General features: G+C 53.9%; 14 protein-coding genes. 3 read left to right on the forward strand and 11 right to left on the reverse strand.

Translation table 11 applies throughout. The features are described 5' to 3' along the window. Positions 1 to 2: 2 nt before the first annotated feature. The 11 genes from ACPUC8_RS24630 to ACPUC8_RS24680 all read right to left on the reverse strand — a co-directional run bounded on the left by ACPUC8_RS24630 (position 3) and on the right by ACPUC8_RS24680 (position 11,871). The gene (locus tag ACPUC8_RS24630; RefSeq protein WP_494927648.1) at positions 3 to 908 is read right to left on the reverse strand and encodes a metallophosphoesterase; all 906 of its coding nucleotides are present in this window, start codon (positions 906 to 908) and stop codon (positions 3 to 5) included. Positions 909 to 920: 12 nt separating this feature from the next. After that, complete coding sequence (locus ACPUC8_RS24635; RefSeq protein ID WP_039328645.1) at positions 921 to 1,739, reverse strand: carbohydrate ABC transporter permease; 819 nt, start codon at positions 1,737 to 1,739, stop codon at positions 921 to 923. Next, the gene (locus tag ACPUC8_RS24640) at positions 1,736 to 2,647 is read right to left on the reverse strand and encodes a carbohydrate ABC transporter permease (protein WP_058972748.1); all 912 of its coding nucleotides are present in this window, start codon (positions 2,645 to 2,647) and stop codon (positions 1,736 to 1,738) included. The genes ACPUC8_RS24635 and ACPUC8_RS24640 overlap by 4 nt, the downstream gene beginning before the upstream one ends. A gap of 10 nt (positions 2,648 to 2,657) precedes the next feature. After that, entirely contained in the window at positions 2,658 to 3,935 is a 1,278-nt protein-coding gene (locus ACPUC8_RS24645; RefSeq protein WP_039328642.1) for an ABC transporter substrate-binding protein, read from the reverse strand. A 27-nt stretch (positions 3,936 to 3,962) separates the two neighbouring features. Continuing rightward, positions 3,963 to 5,066, reverse strand: a complete 1,104-nt coding sequence (locus ACPUC8_RS24650) for an ABC transporter ATP-binding protein (protein WP_494927649.1) — start codon at positions 5,064 to 5,066, stop codon at positions 3,963 to 3,965. Positions 5,067 to 5,268: 202 nt separating this feature from the next. Beyond that, positions 5,269 to 6,234 carry a sugar-binding transcriptional regulator gene (locus ACPUC8_RS24655; protein WP_039328640.1) on the reverse strand — a complete coding sequence of 322 codons (966 nt, stop codon included), beginning with the start codon at positions 6,232 to 6,234 and terminating at the stop codon, positions 5,269 to 5,271. Positions 6,235 to 6,341: 107 nt separating this feature from the next. Continuing rightward, positions 6,342 to 7,199: a phosphogluconate dehydrogenase C-terminal domain-containing protein gene (locus ACPUC8_RS24660; protein ID WP_039328639.1), complete on the reverse strand. Its 858-nt coding sequence runs from the start codon at positions 7,197 to 7,199 to the stop codon at positions 6,342 to 6,344. A gap of 5 nt (positions 7,200 to 7,204) precedes the next feature. After that, positions 7,205 to 8,014, reverse strand: coding sequence for a sugar phosphate isomerase/epimerase family protein (locus tag ACPUC8_RS24665; protein ID WP_494927650.1), 810 nt, complete (start codon positions 8,012 to 8,014; stop codon positions 7,205 to 7,207). Next, positions 8,014 to 8,787, reverse strand: a complete 774-nt coding sequence (locus tag ACPUC8_RS24670) for a triose-phosphate isomerase family protein (RefSeq protein WP_494927651.1) — start codon at positions 8,785 to 8,787, stop codon at positions 8,014 to 8,016. Before ACPUC8_RS24670 ends, ACPUC8_RS24665 begins: the two co-directional genes overlap by 1 nt. Positions 8,788 to 8,789: 2 nt before the next feature. Further along, on the reverse strand, positions 8,790 to 10,535 hold the full coding sequence (locus tag ACPUC8_RS24675; protein WP_494927652.1) for a dihydroxyacetone kinase family protein: 1,746 nt from the start codon (positions 10,533 to 10,535) through the stop codon (positions 8,790 to 8,792). A 1-nt stretch (position 10,536) separates the two neighbouring features. Continuing rightward, positions 10,537 to 11,871 carry an MFS transporter gene (locus ACPUC8_RS24680; protein WP_494927653.1) on the reverse strand — a complete coding sequence of 445 codons (1,335 nt, stop codon included), beginning with the start codon at positions 11,869 to 11,871 and terminating at the stop codon, positions 10,537 to 10,539. A 442-nt stretch (positions 11,872 to 12,313) separates the two neighbouring features. Between ACPUC8_RS24680 and ACPUC8_RS24685 the strand changes: the two genes are divergently transcribed. The 3 genes from ACPUC8_RS24685 to lplA all read left to right on the forward strand — a co-directional run bounded on the left by ACPUC8_RS24685 (position 12,314) and on the right by lplA (position 16,013). Then, complete coding sequence (locus tag ACPUC8_RS24685; protein WP_039328632.1) at positions 12,314 to 12,772, forward strand: RpiB/LacA/LacB family sugar-phosphate isomerase; 459 nt, start codon at positions 12,314 to 12,316, stop codon at positions 12,770 to 12,772. A gap of 29 nt (positions 12,773 to 12,801) precedes the next feature. Then, positions 12,802 to 14,793, forward strand: coding sequence for a transketolase (gene tkt / locus ACPUC8_RS24690; protein WP_494927654.1), 1,992 nt, complete (start codon positions 12,802 to 12,804; stop codon positions 14,791 to 14,793). Positions 14,794 to 14,996: 203 nt separating this feature from the next. Then, positions 14,997 to 16,013, forward strand: coding sequence for a lipoate--protein ligase (gene lplA / locus ACPUC8_RS24695; RefSeq protein ID WP_494927655.1), 1,017 nt, complete (start codon positions 14,997 to 14,999; stop codon positions 16,011 to 16,013). Positions 16,014 to 16,319: the final 306 nt, after the last annotated feature.

Consider the following 16,319-nt stretch of genomic DNA (forward strand, 5'->3'; position numbering starts at 1 on the left):
CATCACGTCCGGCTAATTTCACCACCAAATCCGCTAATACTTACCCGTTCTTCGCTTAATTCCACAACCGCAAACGGGACGTTGCTGGGGTCATCCAGCATCCCTTTCATGGTATAAAAGCCTGTTTGACCGATACGAGCAACGTTGCCGCGATGGTCATGACCAGAGAAACAAAATCGTATGTTGTAACTAGTTATAAGATCCACCAGCACACTGCTGTTCATCAGGGTATGTGTCGTCAGTGGTGCCAGCGGATAGTGGCCAAATACCCCAACATTTTCGCCCTGCAACTGAGCCTCAATAAGCTGCTGCTCAATCCAGGCTAACTGCTGTTGCCCTACCGCACCATTCCACGGCTGGGCCTGTGGTTGTTGTTGCGCCTGTAACTCAGCTAGCAAGGTTTCGGCTTGATAATAATCATCGCCATTCAACGCATTGCAGTAGAGACTGACATCGTTTCCGTCATAAACAATAAAACGCCACCCACTGAAACGAAATGCGTAATAGCTTTTCGGTAAGGGCGCACGATTGCGAAGATGCTGTGCAATGGTCTGAGCATCATGATTACCCAACACCACCGCATGCGGGTGCTCCAGCCGATCGTACAGCGGCAAAATAGCGCTATAGCTCTCCCAACCGCGGTCAACGATATCCCCTAACGTGACGACAAAATCCAGGGGCTGTTGATTCAGTGCCGCTATCGCTTGTGGCAACTTTTGCAGCGCATGGCGATAGTAAAGATTATTGGCAATATCCGGGGTCACATCGGCATACTGCGGATCGGCAATCAGGCCAAAGCGCAGCGTGCTGTTTAATGGATTAGCTCGCAAATCGGGCATGGCGTAGAGTTCGGCAACATCACCCAACAGTTCGCGCTGTAATGAGGTCAATGGATGCGGATTTGTCACGGAAAGCACTCCTTAGCGAATACCGGCACGCATAAATGACTGAATAAACTGACGCTGAAAAATCAGGAACAACACCAGCAATGGCAAGCTGGTCATCAACGTCGCCGCCCCAATCAGCGCCCATTGCACGCCCTGCTCCGGCGCGGAAAATAACTGTAATCCCACGGTCAGTGGTCGCACATTAACCGAGTCGGTAATCACCAACGGCCACAGGAAATCATTCCAGTGGAAACTGATCGACACCAGCGCAAAGGCGATATAAATCGGCTTTGCCAACGGCATATAGATTTTACGCAGAATATAAAAGCGACTCGCCCCTTCCACTATTGCCGCCTCTTCCAGCACCAGCGGAATGCTTTTGAACGTCTGACGCAGCAGGAAGATAGCAAAAGCAGAGGCAAAATAAGGCAGTGCGATGCCCGTCAAGGTATCGCGCAAACCCAGTGCGCCGATGGTTTTGTAGTTATTCAGAATCAACACATCGGGGCTGATCATGAGTTGCAGCAAAATCAGCGCGAAGATGCATCCTGAGAACTTCATTTTGAAGCGCACCAGAGCGTAAGCCGCCATGGTCGCCAGAATCAGTTGCACCACCACAATCATCAGTACCAGCAGCGTGGTATTGAGGAAGTAGCGTGCAAAGGGTGCGGCATGCCAGGCGTTGATAAAATTATCAAACGTCAGAGGGGATAACAGCGAGAAGCTGGCCTGATCCGAAGCGGGATGAATCGCCACCCATAATGCCACCAGTATTGGCAGAAACCACAGTAGCGCGGCCAGCCAAATGACCAGGTTCAAACACTTGCCACCCAACGAATCTGTTGTCTTCATTGATAGTGAGCTCGCTTGTCCAGCAGGTTAAATTTAATCAGCGCAATCGCCGCCAGAATCACCAGTAGTACTACTGTCATCGCAGCCGCCGCAGGCATATCCCAGAAGCTGAACGCGGTGCGATAGATATAGAACAGCAGCAGACTACTGCTGTTGTTAGGCCCGCCGTTGGTCATCGCAATCACCTGATCAACAATGCGGAAGGCATTCATAGATGCATTGATCAACACAAACAGCGTGGTGGGCATCAGCAGTGGCCACTGCACGCGTCGGAAAAAATATCCGCGTGACGCTCCTTCAATCTCTGCAGCTTCACTCAGACGCGGATCGATCTGCTGCAATGCAGCAAGATAAAAGATCATAAAGAATCCGGCCTCACGCCACACCGACACTGCCATCAAGCAATATAGAGATGTACCAGGTTCACCAAGCCAGTTCACCGCAGGCAACGAAAACAGCGCCAGCAACTTATTGAGTAACCCTAACTGCGGCGTATAGAAAAACAGCCACAGATTCGCGATGGCAATCATAGGCAACAGTGAAGGAATAAAGAACGCAGCACGCACCAGTGAGTTACCCGCCAGACGGCGATTTACTGCCAGCGCCATCAGCAAGGCCAGGATGACGGCCAGAGGAATGGTGATCAACGCATACAGCAGATTGTTCCACAGCGACTGGATGAAGATATCGTCATCGAGCAAGGCCAGATAATTATCCAGCCCGACAAAATGGGCTGGATGGTTACTACGCGAAGCACTGAACAGACTCTCCCAGACGGTTGCTACCGCAGGATAGTGAGTGAACAGCAGCAAAAAACACAGCGCCGGTAGAATTAACAGATATCCATAAAGTTGCATCGACCATAAACGCGGACGATGCAACGGCATACTGGTGAGAGTCGTGCTCATAGCGCTTCCGTTACTGATACGATTTTAACAGGCGATCGGCTTGCTTCTGTGCACCTTCCAGCGCTTCAGCAGGGGTTTTGGCCTGCGTCACTGCGGCTTCTACCGCATGATTGAGTGCATCCTGAATCTGCACGCTGTTGTAAGTAGAGAGTTCTGGCTGGGCATATTTCAACTGCTCGCGAGCCACCAGTGCCTGAGGCACTTGTTTCACGTAATCCTTCATCACAGCGGTGTCCCATGCAGCTGGAGACGTTGCGACGTAACCTGTTGCGATACTCCAACGCGCGGCCTGCTCAGGCGACGTCACCCAACGGATAAACTCCATTGCTGCTTTTTGCTGCTCAGGTGAGCCATTTTTGAAGACGTAAAGGTTGCCACCCCCGGTTGGGCTGCCGCGCTGGGTTTTCTCTGGCAGCATGGCCACGCCAAACGGGAATTTAGCGTTATCACGCACGTTGGTCAGATTGCCGGTAGTCGTCACCATCATGGCGGTTTTCCCGCTGATGAAATCCTGCGGCGTTGTGCCCCAGGCGATCGCGCCTTTTGGTGAGACCTCTTCTTTCTGACCCAAATCGGTCAGCCACTGCAGGGTCTCAATATTGCCCGGCGTATTGAAATTGACCGCAGTGCCCTTGCCATTATCCAGGCGACCGCCATTGGTGGCAGACAATCCCTGGAAGGTCCAGTAACCAATTGGCGTTGAGGGGATTTCGATGCCCCACTGACTCACATCATTGCCATTTTTGATGGTCAGTTTCTTACCAAAATCGACCACTTGCTGCCAGTTGGCCGGTGGAGTATCAGCATTCAGGCCAGCTTTATCGAACGCCTGCTTGTTCCAGAACATCACGATAGTCGATCGCTGGAACGGCACACCCCAGACCTTGCCGTCAATATGACGCAGAAACGCCGGATAGAAACCTTCGATCCACTTTTTACCCTCATCACCGGTTGCCAGATCGCTGGCGGCAACAATCGCACCCGCATCAATCAGCGAATAGGCTTCAATATCACCGATCACCGCCAGTTGTGGCGCATTACCGCCACGGAAGGCGGTCAGTGCTTTGGTGACTGTCGTCGAGTAGTCACCGGTGTACACCGGTTGAATGCTCACTTCCGGATGCACTTTTTCGAAATCAGCGACCAGCGCGTCAACGGTATGGCTGACTTTGCCACCCACCGCGATCGGATAGTACATCTGCAATTTGACAGGATCGGCCGCAAAGGCCGAGGCAGTGACGCAAAGTAGTACAGCAGAGGCCAGACGTGAGTAACGGATCGCAGACATGATTTTCCCTTGGGCGAAAAACAACGGTTAAACAGCGTATTTATTCTGTGAAGCAAACATGTGTTGTTCAGCGGAGGTGCTGCGTTTGCCACTGGTGGTTGAAAACAGGTATTGGCGGGCGGCAGACCACTGCAATCCCACCTGGCTGCCCTCGTCATAGCGCTGCATGCCGGGCACTTTGACGGTGATAACTTCGCTCAATCCAGCCAACTGGCAGGCCAGTAAGGTGTCAGCCCCCATATATTCGTAACTGACAACGCGCGCAGTCAGTGCCGCACTGGCGGGGGAAATCAGCTGGATATCTTCGGCACGCAGCCCGAGGCTCAGCGCGACCTCATCGCAATGCTCCACCACCGGAGTCTGTAAATGGCTGAGATAGTGATGCTCACCCTTCGCATGCAGCGGCAGGATGTTCATCGGTGGCGCGCCGATAAACTGGGCAGCAAAGATACTGGCCGGATTGTTATAGAGATCGTTCGGTGTGCCGTGCTGTTCAATCTGGCCGTCATTGAGCAGGATGATGCTGTCAGCCATGCTCATGGCTTCTGTCTGGTCATGCGTGACATACAGCATGGTCAGTCCCAGCTTCTTCTGTAACGCGCGGATCTCGCGACGCATGCTTTGGCGCAGCTTGGCATCAAGATTGGATAATGGCTCGTCCATCAGACACAGATTGTTATTGGCGATCACCGCCCTACCCAACGCCACGCGTTGCTGCTGCCCACCAGAGAGTTGCGAGGGCAAGCGTTCCAGCAGTTTATCCAGTTCCATCAACTTGCTGACATCATCAAGCCGCGAGGCGAATGACTGCTTATCTTCACCGCGTGCTTTCAAACCAAACAGCAGGTTCTCCCGCACGTTGAGGTGCGGAAACAGCGCATAGGACTGAAACACCATTGAGAGCTTGCGCTGTGAGGGTGGCAAATGAGTGATGTCGCTGTGTTTAAAATGGATCTGACCGCTGTCTGCGGTTTCCAGTCCTGCTATGGTGCGAAGCAGTGTCGATTTACCACAACCAGAGGGACCAAGTAGCGCGACAAAGCTGCCTTCTGCGGCATCGAAGCTGATGTTGTCCAGGGCAATTTTTTCACCCCAGGCTTTAGTAATGTGATGAAGCGAAAGATGGCTCATGCATCCGCAGTCCTGAAAACAGAATGGCGGTAAGCTAGCGTAGGGAAATGAAGGATTTATGTAACTGGAGTGACGGTTGAGTGACTGGCAAAAAATGACAGCATTCGACCGCAAGGAAAGTTTATAAAACTTGTTATCAACGGCGATAATCGCCGTTGATTTAAGATCTTATAAACTCTCTTGAGCGAACAGTGATTCTAAATTACTGCGACATACTCAAAATCGTGCGGATATTCTGTGCAGTGGTCGCCACAATATCGATCGCGCCGGTGCGCAGTGCGCCGAGAATCGCCAGCGCTTTGGTATTCTCTGAGGCAATGGCAATCACACAGGGGATCTTACGTAACTCTTCGATGCTGAGACCAATCACACGATCATTCATTACCGTGTCCACATGTTGTCCCTGCGCATTAAAGAAGTCATAGCCAGCAACATCGCCTGTCACGCCCTGATTAACGTGCGCATCAATAATTTCGTGCGGCGTAAACCAGCCCAGTTTCACCATATAACTGTTTTCATTCATATCCCCGATGCCCACTAAAGCGACATCGGCTTTACGTGCACGGTCTAGCGTCTCTTTAATGGTGCCGTTTTGCATAAAGGCATCACGTAACCCGCGGTTTTCGACGTAGGCCGGCGCATACAGGGTTTCACTGATGCCACCAAACTTCTTCGCCAGACGACGGCTAATGTGGTCAGCATTAATCGCATCACCCGGACGATGAGTACCCCCAATCCCGCTGATAAACAGACAGTTGCGCGTGGGAACCTGACCAGGATAATCGGCGACGGCGGCAACATTGCGCCCCTGTCCTACCGCGACAATGGCGTTATCTTTTAGCGACTGGGCAAGATGCGAGGAGACGAGCGCAGCCACCTGACGGCGCTGTTCTTCATCATCGGGGGAATCCAGGGCGATCAATGCGCGTTGCAGTTGCGGGAAACGATTTTGCAGTTGTTGTTCAAGACGCGTACTGAACACCGGATGGTAGCGCACATTAATTTCGACGATGCCCTCTTCACGCGCACGTTTGAGCAAGCGACCTACCTTAATGCGGGAAATCCCAAACTTACGCGCAATCTCCTCCTGGGTGATTTCGTCCTGATAATAAGCCACTGCAATTTCTGTCAGCAGCTCGGAGTCCTGAGAAAGCGTGTTTTTTTCCATCCGTTACCTGTCTTGTATCGTGACACTTGATTTGAGGAAGGAGTTATATCATTGATACGACTCGCTTCGCCAGACAGCGACGATGCGAGTCGTTGACCACATCACGCTTAACGCTTGATCGCGTCGATTTTCAGCATGCGGGCAATCACGATATCCAGTTCTTTCTGATCGAAGATCTGCTTCCAGTCTGGCTTCACAATCTTCTCACGGCCGTACTCCATGGCGATCATGCAGGCATCAGAGAACGGGTTTGTTGCACGGAAGGCCACGGCCAGTGCGATCTGAATATGACCATACAGCATCGCTTTAGCGGCTTCTTCTGGTACACCGCTGTGTTTCACGGTCTCATCCAGCGCTTCTTTCATAAAGGCACCGACCATACAGGCCACAGTTTCTACCAGCGTTGGCTCCAGATAAGCCAGCTGCGTCACGGTGACCCAGTGCACTTCCTCCACCGGGCCGTACATCACGCTGATCACTTTGCTGAGCTCGGCTTTCTGTGCGTCGCTGCCGGTTTCATAAGAAGCCGCTACGTGCTGAACAGCGGCGATGCCGCCGAAGGCATCAGCGTGCTCTTCTTTGGTGTAGCGCTCCAGGAACACGGATGGATGGCAAGGATGCGCAACCGCATACTCAATACCCTCACGATGGGCAATCAGATTCGCGTAGGCTGCAGCCGGGTCGAGGGTCAGCAGAATCGCGCCTGCCTTCATCTGCGGTACCACGCCTTCAGACACTTTGCCCAAAACGATATCTGGCACCGCCAGAATCACCACGTCACTCAAAGGCACCACTGAGGCAGCATCAGACAATTCGCGACCTTGAGCGGTAACTTGTTCCTGTGCTTTTGGTGAGTTCTCAACGTAAAACACCTGGTAATCGCTTTTCTGGAAGTTGGCAGAAATACGCATACCCATTTTGCCGCCCGCGCCAATCACGGTGATGGTTTTCAATGCATTGCTCATGTGTGTTACTCCTGATCTTGTTTACTACGTAAGAATTCAACGGTGCGGCGAGTCCATTCGGCTTCTCGCTCGCAGGTCAACGTGGCATCGTCTTGCCACGGCAACCAGTGTTCGACGATTTGGTTAATCTCTCTTTCGACCGGGCGCACGCTGGCGATCATCCGGTCGTAATCCAGTAGCCCTTCGCCCATCGGGCAACCGGCAAAGGTAAAGCCGACCCAGCCATCACGCCGGGTGAAGGCGAAATCTTTGATATGCAGATTGCCAACGCGTGCTGCGGTATTGGCGACCACCTGCTCCGGCAGTTCCAGTCCGGCAACACAGTTTGCCGGGTCCAGACAGACGCACAGCCACGGCGACAGAAACTTATTGATCACCGACATCATGGCGCCACTGTTCACCTGCTCATAGGTCTCAAGGCAGAGGCGTACTTGCTGGCGGGCGAAATCAGGCAACACCGCACCAATTAATTCTGCTGCTTCATCCAGTGACGGACGATGATCGGCGGTATAGAACATCGAGCGCACCACACGCGCATCAAGAATGTTGGCCATGTGCAAATAGCGACGCAGATGGGCCGTGCCCAACCCACGCGTGCCCAGCTCAAGCGTGATACCCAGCGTATCAGCCTGCTGACGCAGCGCCTGCAACTGTTCGTCAGACCAACTCTCTATCGCTGGGTAGTCACAAATCTGGAATACCGACACATCCATCTCTGCGGTCTGTTGCAACATCTGCTCCAGCGTCAGGGGATGCGGCACTTTGCTGGACATACGCCAGAAAAAGGCATAAGTACTGAGTCCGATACGGCTCATTAACGGATCTCCTTTGCCAGCACGCTGGCTTCTTCAATAATTTGCGCCAGCGCATGCGGATCATGGGCAAAGCGACCAAGGAACAGACCATCCACATCTGCCCCCAGGCGTTGAATCAGCCCCGGCCCAGCACTGCCGCCGTAGATAATCTTCAAGGTAATGCCTTCAGGCGTTTTCAATTGCTGCAAGCCCGCGCATACCGCACGAATGTAACTGTCAGGTGCAGGTTGCGGCGCACCAATCGCCCACTGTGGTTCATAGGCGAAGAACACTTCACCGCGTAATCCTTGCTGCGTGGCATCGGCCAGCGCTTCGGCGAGTTGCTGCTCGCACAGTGCAATCGCCTGCTCCGGTTCAGCCTGTTGCTCTTCCCCGATGCACAGCACCGGCGTCAAACCGTGGCGCAATGACCTCGCCACCTTGGCCGCAATTTGCGCTTTATCTTCATGAAAATGACGGCGGCGCTCAGCATGGCCAATTTCAGCCAGGGAACAGCCCAACTCCTGCAACATGCTGGCGCTGACTTCGCCGGTCCAGGCACCGTTTTCCGCCTGACAGACATCCTGTCCGCCGAAGCGTATTGGCGTGCGGGAAAAAATCTCGGCAATCGCCGGAATTGCCGGATAGGCCGGCAAAACAAATAAGCCTACGTCGCCGTTTTTGACAGCCGGAAGCTGCGCCAATCCGGCCACTTTGCGGCACCAGTCCAACGTTTGCTGGTAGCCGAAGTACATTTTCAGGCTCACGCCAAGCCAGATTTTAGGCTGAGACATCATTAGGCTCCTTGCTGAGAGGCACGGTATTCTTTTAGCAGGTCGCCGACCGTGTTGACGATCATCGCCAGCGAAATCGCACCGGCATCAGGCGTACCCACACTTTTTTCTGCTAAAGGACGCGCACGGCCCATTTTTGGCACCAGTTGCGCAGTATCCTGAGCTGCTTTGTCCGCGATTTTCGCTGCAGCCAACCATGCTTCAGTGAGTGACGAACCCTCAGCAACCGAGGCATTCAGGCTGTCGCTGAATGGCACCAGCACATCCACCATAGTCTTATCGCCGACTTTCGCTTTACCAAAGTGCATGATGCCCTCTTTGGCTTCTCGCACGCCCGTTGCAACGCGCTGCGCATTCGGTGATTGCTGATCGCCGATTGCCGTACCCAGCGCCGTCAAGGCTACGCCCCACAATGCACCTGAAGTACCACCGGCTTTATCTGCCCAGGCATCTGCAGCACGGCACAGCAAGCTGCCCGCACCCGCACCGCGCGCAGCCACTTCACGCGCTTTTTCTACGGCACCAAGAACACCGCGCTCCATACCAATGCCGTGGTCGCCATCTCCAGCTACCGCATCAATATCACCCAACTTGCCAGCGTTACGTTGTAACAGGTCGGCAACGGCTTCTAATGTCTGCAACACGCGCTGCGCGCTTTGCTGCGACTCAACAGAGGCCTGCGGCAACGCTTCTTCGCTACTTTCTTCACACTCTGCCGCGCTCAGCGGTTCCGCAATCAACACGCTGCCTTTACGGTAAGCCGGCGTATTAGCCGGTGCGCGCCACAGTGTTTCCAGCTCGTCGTCAAGCCACATCAAGGTCAGTGACACACCGGCCATATTAAAGCTGGTGACAAACTCACCCACGTCCGGCTCTACCACCTGCAATCCTGCCGCATCAAGCAATTGCGCGACGCGGCGGTACACCACAAACAGCTCTTCATACTTCACCGACCCCAGTCCATTCAGGATCACCGCCACGCGCTGACCTTCAGTTTGCTGGATATCGACAGGCAATTCACTCAACAGGCGCTCGACAAAGATTTCGGCCAGTTCATCTGCACGCGGAACAGCGGTTTCACTGATACCCGGTTCGCCGTGAATACCTAATCCCAACGCCATACGCCCTTTTTCAACTTCAAACAGCGGATGAGACGCACCAGGCAGCGTGCAGCCCGAGAACGCCACACCAAAGGTGCGGGTACGATCGTTAGCATGCTGTGATTTTTTCAGCACGGTGGCTAAATTATCACCTGCTTCTGCCGCCGCACAGGCGGCTTTGAACACGCATAAGTCTCCGGCCACGCCGCGGCGCTTCGCCAGTTCGTCTTTGCTGGCACTGGAGATATCATCCGTTACCGCCAGAATCTCGCAGGCAATGCCTTCAGCACGCAGGCGTTCGCAAGCCTGGCCAAAGTGCAACACGTCACCCGCATAGTTTCCGAACATCAACAACACGCCCGCACCGTTATGTGCCGCACGCGCCACGTTGTAAATCTGCTGGGCAGATGGCGAGGCAAACAGGTTACCCATTGCCGCGCCATGTGCCAGACCTTGTCCAACCAACCCGGCGAAGGCCGGATAATGACCGGAACCGCCGCCCACAATCACCGCAACGGTATTGGGCTGGCTGCGCGTACTGCGCACCACACCACCGGTGACCTGACGAACTTTATCGGCGTTGGCGGCGACAAAGCCTTCAATGAGTTCAGCAGCAAAAGCTGAAGGTTGATTAAACAGGTAAGTCATTTTAGTGCTCCTGTGCGATAGAGGTCGGCTGAGACTGCGGACGGCGGCGGTTAAGTAACAACATGAGGACAGCAGACAGCAGCATGAATCCACCGACCACGAACATCGGTAAGACGTAGCTGTTGGTGGCGTCATGCAGTGCGCCGGTGATATAGCCCGCGGAGAAGCCCGCCACGTTTCCTAAGGTATTAATCAATGCAATCGCCGCCGCAGCGGATGCGCCCGTCAGGAACTGCGTAGGCAGTGTCCAGAAATTCGGTAAGGCAGCAAAGATTGAGCTGGCTGTAATAGCAATGACCATGATGGTGGTGAACGGAGAGTCCATATACAGCGCCAGGGGCACGCTGATCCCCCCCGCCAGTGCCGGAATGGCAATGTGCCAGGTTTTACAGCCGCGGCGAGTGGCATCTTTTGACCAGAAATACATCACCACAGCCGCGAGGAGGTATGGCACGCCGGTAATCAAGCCTTTCTGCATCACGTTAAAGGTGGTGCCAAACTGCTGCTGGAACCCAGCAATGATGGTTGGCAGGAAGAAGGCCAACGCATACAGGCCATAGATAAAGCCGAAATAGATCAGGCACAGCATCCACACACGGCCATTACCCATCACTGAACGCAGGCTGTGTTTCTGTTGCCCCTGCTTCTGCTGGTGCTCGGCATCCAGTTCGTTAGTCAGCCAGGTTTTCTCTTCGGCTGTCAGCCATTTGGCCTGGCGTGGGGAATCCACCAGCCAGAACAGCGCTGCAATACCGATCAGAATCGCCGGGACGGAAACCCCCAGGAACATCACGCGCCAGCCGTCCAGACCAAACAGACCGTGCTGTTCGATCAATCCGGCTGCCAGCGGTGCACCGAACACCACGGTCAGCGGCTGCGCCAGATAGAACAGTGACAGAATTTTGCTGCGATGACGGCCTGGGACCCACATGCTCAGGTACAGAATCGCGCCTGGGAAAAAGCCCGCTTCGGCGATACCCAGCAACAGACGCAACGTATAGAGCCCTTCCACACTGCTCACCCAGGTGAACAGCAATGAAACGATACCCCAGCTGATCATGATGCGTGCCAGCCAGCGACGCGCACCAAACTTATGCAGCGCCAGGTTGCTTGGCACTTCCAGCAGGATGTAGCCGATAAAGAAGATACCCGATGCCAGACCAAACTGAACGCCCGTCAGACCAAGGTCTTGGGTCATACCGTTAGGGCCAGCAAATGAAATCGCCGTGCGGTCAAGGAAGTTGATAAAGAACATCAGCGCCACGAAGGGCACCAGACGCCAGGAGATTTTGTTGATAGCGGATTTTTCAACCGCTGTCATGGTTTGCTGACTCATAACGCACCTCCGTGACGTGCGTGGTTAAAGCTTTTGATTGGTGTTGACCAGCTGCCAAAGTGGCGCTGGGTGCAGGTGTACTGAGAGGTACGTTTTAAATGACACATGTTCGAGTCCTCGATGGGTCTTCTTGTACATTGGTATCGTTATGCGAACAAATGAACACTACACGGATAATTGTGCATCTCTCAACTGCAAATGATGAAAGTGTGAGCCTGCTCATGAGATTTGAATTTGCTGCCAAATCGGAGGAATACGGCAAAATAGCGGCTGAGCAGCGCTGGGACTACGTTCCTCTCCTGTTATGGTGGGCAATCAGCACTCAAAACATATGAACAACCATTGAACATATGATGGAATTTATGGCAGGCTGTCAGTGAACATCTTATCGCCTACGTAACAAACGCTCAGGCATAGGAACCCAACCTGCTGGAGAACGACGATGAAAACAATCGCTATTGGCGCCGATGATGCGGCTATCGAATTGAAAAACATCATTAAGAAACTGCTGGAAGAGAAAGACTTTCAGGTGACGGACTATACCAATGACGCGCAGAACGACCGTCCTATGTACCCGGATGTTGCTTTTGCGCTTGCCACCGCCATTCAGAAAAATGAATTCGAGCGCGGCATCCTGCTGTGCGGCACCGGTATCGGCGTTGCCATTGTGGCGAATAAGGTTGAAGGCGTGCGCGCCGCTCAATGCCACGACACCTTCTCTGCCGAACGTGCCCGTAAAAGCAACAACGCACAGATCATGACCATGGGCGCGCGCGTGATTGGTCCAGAGCTGGCGAAAAATATCGTTAACGCCTGGCTGGCTTCAGAATTTGAAGGCGGCGGTTCAACGGCCAAAGTCGAGAAGATCGGTTACTACGAACAGGTTTCACATACTAAATAATCGCCGACTTCCACCTCTGGAGAATCCTTATGTCAACACGCCGGGAAAGAGCAAACGCCATTCGTGCATTGAGCATGGATGGCGTTCAGCAAGCGAATTCAGGACATCCGGGTGCCCCGATGGGCATGGCGGATATCGCGGAAGTTTTGTGGCTTGATTTTTTGCAACATAACCCTACTCACCCTCAGTGGGCCAACCGTGATCGCTTCGTGCTGTCTAATGGCCACGGTTCGATGCTGATTTATAGCCTGCTGCATCTCACCGGCTACGATTTGCCCATCGCTGAACTGAAAAATTTCCGCCAGTTGCATTCTAAAACGCCAGGGCATCCGGAATACGGCTATACACCGGGGGTGGAGACCACCACTGGCCCGCTCGGTCAGGGCATCGCTAACGCCGTAGGTTTCGCAATTGCTGAACGTACACTGGCGGCACAGTTTAACCGCCCTGGCCATGACATTGTCGATCACCACACTTACGTGTTTATGGGTGACGGTTGCATGATGGAAGGCATCTCACACGAAGTGTGCTCTCTCGCCGGTACCCTGAAACTGGGCAAACTGGTGGCCTTCTATGATGACAATGGCATTTCTATTGATGGTCACGTTGATGGCTGGTTCACCGATGACACGGCGATGCGTTTCGAGTCTTACGGCTGGCACGTGGTACGTGGCGTCGACGGGCACGATGGCGACGCCATTAAGCAGGCAATTGAAGAAGCCAAAGCGGTGACCGACAAACCTTCACTGCTGATGTGCAAAACAGTCATCGGTTTCGGTTCGCCGAACAAAGCGGGCACCCATGATTCGCACGGTGCCCCGCTGGGTGTTGACGAAATCGCCTTAAGCCGGAAGCAACTGGGTTGGAACCACGCCCCGTTTGACATTCCTTCAGATATCTATGCCCAGTGGGATGCCAAAGAAGCCGGTCAGGCCAGAGAAGCGGCATGGAATGAAAAAGTAGCGGCTTATACTGCGGCATACCCGGATTTGGCTGCAGAGTTCAAACGCCGTATGAATAACGCGTTGCCAGACAATTGGGCCAGTGAATCGCAGAAGTTCATCGAACAGCTGCAGGCTAACCCAGCCAAAATCGCCAGTCGTAAAGCTTCTCAGAATGCTATTGAAGCCTTCGGTAAGATCCTGCCAGAGTACCTGGGTGGATCTGCTGACCTGGCACCCAGCAACCTGACCATGTGGTCTGGCTCTAAGCCGATCAATGAAGATGCTGCCGGTAACTATATCCATTACGGCGTGCGCGAATTCGGTATGACCGCTATCGCCAACGGCATCGCCCTGCACGGTGGTTTCCTGCCGTACACCGCCACCTTCCTGATGTTTGTTGAATACGCCCGCAATGCTGCGCGTATGGCTGCGCTGATGAAAGTGCGTCAGATCATGGTCTACACCCACGACTCAATCGGTCTGGGCGAGGACGGTCCAACCCACCAGCCGGTTGAGCAGATGGCCAGCCTGCGCGTGACACCCAACATGAGCCTGTGGCGTCCGTGCGATCAGGTTGAGTCGGCTGTGGCGTGGAAATACGCAGTTGAGCGCCTGGACGGCCCAACGGTGCTGGTGTTCTCCCGTCAGAACCTGGCGCAGCAGGATCGTACCACTGAGCAACTGGCTAACGTGGTACGCGGTGGTTACGTGCTGAAAGACTGCGCTGGCACGCCAGAGCTGATCCTGATCGCGACCGGTTCAGAAGTCGAGCTGGCTGTCGCCGCTTACGAGCAACTGACCGGCGAAGGCCGTAAAGTGCGTGTGGTGTCTATGCCATCTACCGACGCCTTCGACAAGCAAGACGCGGCATACCGTGAATCTGTGCTGCCGAAAGCGGTGGCTGCACGTGTCGCCATTGAAGCCGGTATCGCCGATTACTGGTTCAAATACACTGGTCTGCACGGCGCGATTGTTGGCATGACTACCTTCGGTGAGTCTGCACCGGCAGAGCTGCTGTTCAAAGAGTTCGGCTTCACCGTTGAGAACGTGGTGAAGACCGCGAAATCGATTCTGTAATCCGTGGTCGCCATAAATGGCGACCGTACAGATTTCGATAACCGTAGCGTGCGCATTTATGCGCACTTTTTTTAAGCCCGCACTTGAGCTGATACTTGTCCCCCATGCGACCCCGGACGGCTTTAGCACAGGTTGCTTACCTTCGCCCCTGAATACGCGTATTCTGTCCCCCGCTTGCCCTTTCTCATGGAACCGGAGGAACGATGTCCACCTTACGCTTACTTATCTCTGACTCACACGATCCCTGGTTTAACCTCGCGGTTGAGGAATGCATCTTTCGTCAAATGCCCACCACCCAGCGCGTGCTGTTTTTATGGCAGAACGCGGAAACCGTGGTCATCGGACGCGCGCAAAATCCGTGGAAAGAGTGCAACACACGGCGCATGGCTGAGGATGGCATCAAACTGGCGCGACGCAGCAGCGGCGGCGGTGCCGTGTTTCATGACCTGGGTAACGCCTGCTTTACCTTTATGGCGGGCAAACCGGAATACGATAAAACGGTTTCAACTGCCATCATCTTGCAAGCGCTGGAAAAGCTTGGCTTGCGTGCGGAAGCCTCGGGGCGCAATGATATCGTGGTCGATGTTGAAGGCGTCATGCGTAAGATTTCCGGGTCTGCCTACCGCGAAACCCCAGATCGCGGTTTCCACCACGGCACCTTTTTGATGAATGCTGACCTGTCACGGCTGGCGGATTACCTCAATCCCGATATCAAGAAACTTCAGGCCAAAGGCATTACCTCTGTGCGCTCTCGCGTGGCCAATATGGCCGAGTTCATCCCAGATATCAGTTTTGCTGATATCTGCCGTGAAGTGATTGCTGCCTATTTTGCCTACTACCGGGAAACCTGCGAACCGGAGTACATCTCGCCACTGGCATTGCCGGATTTGCCCGGATTTAAAGAGCAGTTTGCGCGTCAGAGCAGTTGGGAATGGAATTTTGGTCAGGCACCGGATTTCTCACATGTGCTGCAAGAGCGTTTTGTTTGGGGCGGCGTGGAAATCCACTTTGATGTTGAGCGCGGCGTGATTACCCGCAGCCAGATATTTACTGATAGCCTCAATCCTGCCCCGTTAGAAACACTTGCGGTGCGCCTGCAGGGCGTGGCCTATCGCCCGGAGTCTCTGCAAACCGAAATGCAAAAACTCATCGACGAATATCCTACACAATCGAGTGAGTTTATTGAATTCGAACACTGGTTGCTCAAAAGCATTCGATAATGGCTACGATGTTAGACGGATATTCTATTCTGCCCGGCGATGTTCCCCTCGGGCTTTTCCCAACCAATAGCTGGCAAAGTCAGCAATTGCAAAGGATCCTAAAAAACCCGTTAGTTTCATCGGTAAATTATTGATAAGTGGCCTTTCTTTTCTGTGCGGGCTCTGCCGCCACTACTGCCCCCTCTGGGCCGTCCTCGCGCCGCTTAAGCGGTACCTTCGACTTCCACGTCGTGCCGGACGGACCGTTCGCGGATGACCATCCATGGTCGGCCGCGAACTGCCCCACGCCTCCCCGCGTGGGGCTCC

The sequence above is a fragment of the Pantoea sp. CFCC18177 genome, assembly GCF_059412425.1.